The organism is Microcoleus sp. PH2017_24_DOB_U_A (assembly GCF_020738205.1).
Lineage (GTDB): Bacteria > Cyanobacteriota > Cyanobacteriia > Cyanobacteriales > Microcoleaceae > Microcoleus.
On the sequence record NZ_JAEQCT010000069.1, the window covers coordinates 22,469 to 29,876 of the forward strand.

The window sequence follows — 7,408 nt, forward strand, 5'->3', positions numbered from 1 at the left end:
ACTGTAACCTCAACCTCTCAGTCTCTAGTAAAAATAAAATACCATGAGTTTCATTAATCCCAAAACTGACTTTGCCTTTAAGAAAATCTTCGGCTCTGCTGACAGCAAAGACATTTTGATTAGCTTCTTAAATGCAATTCTATATGAATCAAATCCCGTCATCGAAGACTTAGAAATTCTTGACCCTTATTTGGCTCCCAAAATCAAAGGAGTAAAGAATACTTATTTGGATGTCAAAGCTAAAATTGGTGGCAGCAAAACAGTGATAATTGAAATGCAGGTATTGAACGTAGAATCCTTTGAAAAGCGGATTCTGTATAATGCTACTAAAGCTTACTCAGTTCAATTAAAAAGTGGAGAAAACTATGATTTATTGAATCCAGTAATTGCCCTGACAATTACCGATTTCCAAATGTTTGAGCATCTCGAAACAGTAATTTCGCGGTTTTGTATCAAAGAGAAAAACAATCGAATCGATTATTTAGCCGAAGAGTTAGAATTTGTTTTTGTTGAATTACCAAAATTTAACAAAACATTAGAAGAATTAGAGACACTGACTGACAAGTGGATATATTTCATGAAAACGGCTCGGACGTTAAGGTCTGTCCCGGAAGAGTTGGGGAATGTACCGGAACTCCGCAAAGCTTTTGGAATTGCCAATGAAGCCAATCTAGATCCTGATGAATTGGAAGATTTAGAAAGGCGAGAAATTTTCATTCAAGACCAGCGCGGTGCAATTACCAAAGCGACCAGAATCGGCATCGAACAAGGCATCAGACAAGGTATCGAACAAGGTATCGAACAAGGTATCGAACAAGGAAAGCAGCAGTTACAGCAGTTAGTTGTGTCGCTGTTGGAGCGCCGTGTCTGCCCGCTGTCGCCGGAGATCCAAACTCGCATCAGTCAGTTATCCGCTGAACAATTAGAGAATTTAGGAGAAGCAGTTTTAGATTTGACCAGTGTGTCAGATTTGATGGCTAAGTTGCAGACATATTCTCGATCGAGATAAAAGAAGCCTTGGTTTCTGGTTCGCCCTTGGTCTCTAACAGCGAACTCAGGAACAATCAACAGTTGGGAAATGGGCGATCGCACTCCAAACCCATGCCAACCGCCCGATTCAGCTAATGGGCGACTCGTCGTATCCGCACCCGTAGTTGAGAAAGGCTCAAACCCTGCTGGACAATTTTGGATTTTAGCTCTTAGATTTGAGTGTTACCTTCTTAACTAGAAAGATCTAAAGTCGAAAATCTATGACCAAATTTGTGTTTGTGACCGGCGGCGTGGTTTCCAGTATCGGCAAGGGAATTGTCGCTTCTTCCCTCGGTCGCCTATTGAAGTCCAGGGACTACTCAGTCTCGATTTTGAAGCTAGACCCCTATATTAACGTTGACCCTGGTACTCTCAGCCCGTTTCAGCACGGAGAAGTATTCGTCACCGAAGACGGTGCGGAAACTGACCTGGATTTGGGGCACTACGAGCGTTTTACCGATACTTCCATGTCTCGCCTGAACAGTGTCACCACGGGTGCCATTTATCAAGCGGTGATCAATAAAGAACGCCGCGGCGAGTATCAAGGGAGCACGGTGCAGGTGATTCCCCACATCACTAACGAGATTAAAGAGCGTATTTTTCGGGTAGCAAAAAATACTAATCCTGACGTGGTGATTACGGAAATCGGCGGCACCGTGGGAGATATTGAATCTTTACCGTTTTTGGAAGCAATTCGCCAGTTTCGCAAGGCTGTCGGACGGCAAAATGTTGTGTATATGCACGTGACGCTGATACCTTGGATTCCGTCGGCTGGAGAGATGAAGACTAAACCGACTCAGCACTCGGTTAAGGAGTTGCGGTCTATAGGCATTCAACCAGATATTTTAGTCTGTAGGTGCGATCGACCTTTACCTCTGGGCCTCAAACAAAAATTGTCGGAATTCTGCAACGTACCCGAAGAATGCGTCATCACAGCTCAAGATGCCAAAAGTATCTACGAAGTACCGCTGATGATGGAACAGGAAGGTTTGGCGGAACAAACCATCAATTTGCTGCAACTCGAACAGCGGCCACCCGATTTGACTCAGTGGCAAACCTTAGTCAAACGGCTGTATAGCCCCAGCCACAAGATTGAGATTGCTTTGGTTGGCAAATACGTGCGGTTGAACGATGCTTATCTTTCGGTGGTGGAAGCTTTGCGGCACGCGGCAATCTCGATCGGCTGCGACCTAAATTTGCACTGGATCAACTCAGAAGATTTAGAATCGGGAAACATCGAAAACTATCTCCAAAATATCAACGGCATTGTTGTGCCCGGAGGTTTTGGGATTCGGGGAGTTGACGGCAAAATAGCTGCGATTCAATATGCCAAACACCATAAAATACCATTTTTGGGATTGTGTTTGGGGATGCAGTGTGCTGTGATCGAATGGGCGCGCAACACCGCCCAACTACAGGATGCCAACAGCGCTGAATTCAACCCGGATACAGCAAATGCAGTAATTAATTTATTGCCAGAACAGCAAGATGTAATCGATTTGGGCGGTACGATGCGACTGGGTTTGTATCCGTGCCGTGTAAACCCGGACACCCTCGCTTTCAAACTGTATCAAAAAGAAGTGATTTACGAGCGGCATCGCCACCGATACGAGTTCAACAATGCCTACCGCAATCTTTTCTTAGAATCAGGCTATGTAGTATCCGGCACATCTCCCGACGGCCGACTCGTAGAAATGATCGAATTGCCCAACCATCCCTTTTTCATCGCCAGTCAATTTCACCCCGAATTCCAATCTAGGCCTAGTTCCCCTCACCCTTTGTTTCAGGGGTTTATCCAGGCAGCGAGCTCTCAGGGAAAGCAGGATGTTTTAGAAGCTGAGGCCCGCGACTTAGTAGCAGGGAAACTTGCAGGAGCCTGATCTCATCTTATCTGCGATCGATTAGTTTTGATATATTGGATGTCTGTAGGGCGGGCCAGAGCACGCAATATTCAAATCGGGCAGACAATATCTGTAGAAAACCCGCCCAACCCAACAATAGGATTTGATTCGGGTTGCATTTACCAGACAGGATATCGGGGAGCATTCTCAACTACTGAAAAACCTTACCCCCAGCCCGCCGTATAGGGCTGGGCGGCTAATATCCTAAGGCTGAAGGCAGACTTGTCTGCCAGTGTAGCCTTCGGGAGGCAAAAGGCAGAAGGTAAAAATGCTGATAATTTTTACTTAACTTTTTAGCTAAGATTTCCAGGGTGATACCAGTTTTACAAAAGAATGCAACTGTAGGTAAGATCCAAACCCCGATAGTCATCTGTCATTCCCAATTCTAAAATCTAAAATCTAAAATCTAAAATCTAAAATTGTATGAGTTGTCAAACTATCCTAAAATACCAGGAAACGCAGGTTTGAGGAGGTTTTGTGTTGTGGCTTACTGGAGCAAAATTACTTATGAGAAAAATACATACATAATTGACCTTGACACTATTAGTGCTTTTTCTAGCGAACCGGATAACAAGCGTATTACATTTTGGCTGCCGAATAGCAGTCTGCCGATTATTCTCAATCCCCAAGGGAATTATGAGGCTTACAAGCAAATTCTCGAATACATCAAAAAAACGGTCGATCGCAATTCTAAAGGTTCCTGGATTAAAATTAATTACGAGCGCAAAGAATTTGCGATCGATCTGAGTCGAATTAGCTCTTTTGCTAGCGAACAGAACGGTCGCTTAATCAGCTTTTACCTGCCTGACAGCGCTACTAATATTATTATCATGCGCGAAGGCAACTCGGACACTTATCTAAAAATTCAGGAATATATTAAAAATATAACTGGGCACTCTCTGCCATGAAGAAGTTATTAGTCGTTAGTCATTGGTCATCAGTCATTAGTCATTAGTCATTGGTCAACTGTCAGCTAAGAGGGCAGGCACGGGGGCACTGCCCCTACAACTAACTGTCAACTGTCAACTGTCAACTGTCAACTGTCATAAGAGCGATTTGCCAAGCTAATTTTGCAGCGCCTACCATACCTGCTTGATTGCCCAATTCAGCAACCAATAACTGCAAACCTTCCCGAGAACTCGGCAGCACGCGCCGCTCAATTTCCGTTTGAACTGCTGGCAAGAAAAACTCGGCACCTGCACTAATTCCGCCACCGATAATAATAGCTTCTGGTGTTAAAATATAAATTAGACTTGCTAAGCCGATACCGAGATAGCGACCATAATTTCTCCAAAATTCTAAAGCTTTAGCATCTCCAGACTTAGCTAAATTGGCTAATTCTAGCGGTTCCAAGCCAGTATCGCGACGAATTGCTAGCACGGAAATGTACTGTTCTAAAGAACCGTGATTGCCACTATTACACTCTGGGCCGTCGGGATTAATCGAAATTAATCCTAATTCTCCGGCTGCACCTAGATGGCCTGAAAATAGTTTGCCATCTAGGATAACTGCACCGCCGACTCCTGTTCCTAATGTCAGTAAAATCAGGTTTTTAAAGTGCTTTCCTGCCCCTAACCAAGCTTCTCCCAATCCGGCACAATTGGCATCATTTGCTAATATTGTCGGCAATCCGGTTTTGGCTTCCAACCAGTCAGCTAGGGGGACGTTGTGCCAGTTTTTGAGGTTGATTGCGACTCGGGCTATTCTGCCTGCTGCGTCTGCTGGGCCTGGTGTGCCAATGCCGATCGCACATACAGCATTTTCTTGTGGATTCAGTTGTAAAATAGCATCTGCGATGGCGGCTAAAACGGCTTCTGGAGTAGCGGGTTGAGGAGTTGGGACTGTTAAGGATTGGTGACAAACGCCGTCTGCGCTAAATCTGCCGAGTTTAATTGCGGTGCCGCCTAAGTCAATGCCGATTACTTGTGCCATTACGATTTAAGTTTGTAGTGAGGACTTCAGTCCTCTTTCGTCTTATTTGAGTGTGTGAAAATTAGCGACGGATGCGGCGCTTAATTGCTAAGAATATCATGCCGATCGCTCTGAGTCTATTAAATTCTTAGCCTGCTATATAAATCCTACGCACCCTCCGCATCCCTGCGATTCCCATCCCCAGAAACACCCAAACCATCCCCAACAAACACCGCCTCAATCACATTCCCATACCCACCAGCATCATCCTCAACCACCGGCAGCGGAAATCGCGTCAAAATCTCCCGCCCAATATCCCCCGCCACCTCCGACAATTCCCCGCTGCGAATTCTACCCAACAATTCCAGCCTGCGCGCCAATTCCTGAAGCGAAGCCACCGCATCTGTAGGGGCTGTGTCATCATATTCGCCCTCAAACAATCCAGTCCCAAACCGTCGCAACCAAGCCGCCAATTCACTATCTCTCAGGCGTTTGGCGATTAAGAAACCCGCTACATCCCCTCGACTCCAGCCGACATTCACCCCTTCCAGGATTTCCATGAATTTCGACTCGTATTCCGCGTCAGTTAGGGTGGGGCGGGGTGGCGGCGGCGCAGGTGGGGGTGTGGTTCCCAATAGGCGCTGGATTAGTTGTTTGAGGAATTGCCAAATTTTGTTTAGCATTTTTCGGGTTGGGATGGGTGGGGTTGTTTCTATTTTAGTCTGGTTTGCTGGGTACTCATGAAAATCAAAGAAACCGGGTTTTTTCCTGATCTATCGATGATGGCGAATATTTTTCGTAAAAACCCGGTTTCTGGCCACTCGTGAAAATCAAAGAAACCGGGTTTTTTCCTAATCTATCGATGATGGCGAATATTTTTCGTAAAAACCCGGTTTCTGGCCACTCGCTTTCTACTTTAATAGCGGATAATACAGTTCTCCAGTCGAGTTGATATAACCCGCCCGATCGCCCGCCAGGTTCCCCGTGCCCATAAATACGTCAACTCTCCCCGCGCCTTTAATTGCACCGCCCGTATCTTGATCCAAAACAAACCGATTAACGGCATTTTGTTCGAGTTTCCCCGCCGCATTGGGATAGGGCAGTTTCGTGCTAATTAATGCTAGGGCGCCGGGAGGCATTAACACTTTATCAGTGGCGATCGACCTTTCGGCAGTTACGGGCACTCCAATGCTGCCGGTAGCAGGTGCACCTTTAGTATCCTGAAAGAAGACAAAGCTTTGATTCTTCGGCAAATACTTGTCCATATCTGCCGGAAACTTGCTAAAATATTCGTTGAGTTTCGGCAATGTTAGCTGTTCTAAAGTAAACTTGCCGTCCTTAACTAATTCTCGCCCGACACCTGTATAACTCTGACTGGTTTTCCCCGCGAAACCCACTGTCATCACGCCGCCGTCTGCTAACTGCAACTTCGCCGAACCTTGGACGTGGACGAGAAATGCTTGGAAGCGATCGCGCAACCAGACTAATTCCAATCCCCGCAACAATCCTTTGCTTCCCTGCAAAGCATCCGCACCTTCCAATTCCAATCTAGTTGGGTGAGGTTTGCGCCAAGAACCGAGGTTTGGCGGTGCCTTGTACAGGGGATAACGGTATTCGGAATTAGGGGTGCGAGAGGCTTGGTAAGTCGGCTCGAAATAACCTGTAAATGCTACTGTTCCTTTGTTGTCTTTGCCGATCGACTTATAAAACACAAACTCCCGCTTGACAGATTCCTGGAGTTGTGTTGGAGTTGTAGAACTGACAACTAATTGGCGGAATCGATCGAGCGATCGCCGAACTCGATCGCGCGTAATACCTGAGACTCGATAGCGACTGTAAGCACTAGCAGCAGCTTGGGAGTTAAGATAACCGAGGCTGTAGTCGATCGACTTTAACAGCAATTGTTTATCCCCCGGCTTGCCATTTTCGCCCCAGATTTGAGCGTCAAAGGCGATCGACTCCACCTCACTCGGTTGTAATTGACTTACACTAATTTGTTGCAGCGCCGGAATTGCGATCGCGGGAACAGAAAATGCGATCGCTAAAACACAACAGGCGATCGCCAATAGCTGATAACGAAAAATCTTGCTCAACTTCTAAATTTCCCTAATCAATTGATAACTTTCCTAGTCGATTATTCATCGTATCGTTCGAGACTAGAACTAAACAGCGGTTCTACGCGAATTGCGAGAATACTGGAAGGGCGAACTACCATGTATTCGCCTTGAATATTTTTGATCGGGACATTGACAAATTCTGACGAATCTTGTTTGGGAACCAGGGTTTTATACCACTGTTGAAAATCTGCCAGAGTTGAAAAACGGATTTCTTCGCGGTGGCCGCCATCAAGCAGCAGGTGCACGGAATATTCGCTGGGTGTTCTAGCCATATGTGTATTTTAGATTTTTGATTTTAAGCTTTTGGAACGATTTCACATTTTACCTGATAGCTGGTAAAAGTATAGTCACCTATTACATGACATGGGAGGCTTCCAGTCCCTCCCCTTTCGCTTTCACTTCGAGCGGATTGACCCGCCTTGGCTGAACTACGCAGCTCTCTATCCCATT

Annotated in this window: 7 protein-coding genes; 3 read left to right on the forward strand and 4 right to left on the reverse strand. The window is 45.9% G+C overall.

The window, feature by feature from the left end:
• The first annotated feature begins 43 nt into the window (after nucleotides 1-43).
• The 3 genes from JGK07_RS19860 to JGK07_RS19870 all read left to right on the forward strand — a co-directional run bounded on the left by JGK07_RS19860 (nucleotide 44) and on the right by JGK07_RS19870 (nucleotide 3,838).
• A complete protein-coding gene (locus JGK07_RS19860) occupies nucleotides 44-1,009 on the forward strand; it encodes an Rpn family recombination-promoting nuclease/putative transposase (protein ID WP_293185775.1) in 966 nt (321 codons plus the stop codon).
• Between the two features lie 241 nt (nucleotides 1,010-1,250).
• The gene (locus JGK07_RS19865; RefSeq protein WP_293193604.1) at nucleotides 1,251-2,909 is read left to right on the forward strand and encodes a CTP synthase; all 1,659 of its coding nucleotides are present in this window, start codon (nucleotides 1,251-1,253) and stop codon (nucleotides 2,907-2,909) included.
• A gap of 503 nt (nucleotides 2,910-3,412) precedes the next feature.
• On the forward strand, nucleotides 3,413-3,838 hold the full coding sequence (locus JGK07_RS19870; protein ID WP_293185772.1) for a hypothetical protein: 426 nt from the start codon (nucleotides 3,413-3,415) through the stop codon (nucleotides 3,836-3,838).
• Between the two features lie 121 nt (nucleotides 3,839-3,959).
• Here the strand turns inward: JGK07_RS19870 and JGK07_RS19875 are convergent, their stop codons facing one another.
• From JGK07_RS19875 to JGK07_RS19890, 4 genes are all read right to left on the reverse strand, one after another.
• Complete coding sequence (locus JGK07_RS19875; protein WP_293185771.1) at nucleotides 3,960-4,862, reverse strand: ROK family protein; 903 nt, start codon at nucleotides 4,860-4,862, stop codon at nucleotides 3,960-3,962.
• 146 nt (nucleotides 4,863-5,008) lie between these two features.
• Entirely contained in the window at nucleotides 5,009-5,524 is a 516-nt protein-coding gene (locus tag JGK07_RS19880) for a hypothetical protein (RefSeq protein WP_293198623.1), read from the reverse strand.
• 228 nt (nucleotides 5,525-5,752) lie between these two features.
• On the reverse strand, nucleotides 5,753-6,934 hold the full coding sequence (locus tag JGK07_RS19885) for an MltA domain-containing protein (protein WP_293225927.1): 1,182 nt from the start codon (nucleotides 6,932-6,934) through the stop codon (nucleotides 5,753-5,755).
• Nucleotides 6,935-6,975: 41 nt separating this feature from the next.
• Nucleotides 6,976-7,230, reverse strand: a complete 255-nt coding sequence (locus JGK07_RS19890; protein WP_293225925.1) for a hypothetical protein — start codon at nucleotides 7,228-7,230, stop codon at nucleotides 6,976-6,978.
• Nucleotides 7,231-7,408: the final 178 nt, after the last annotated feature.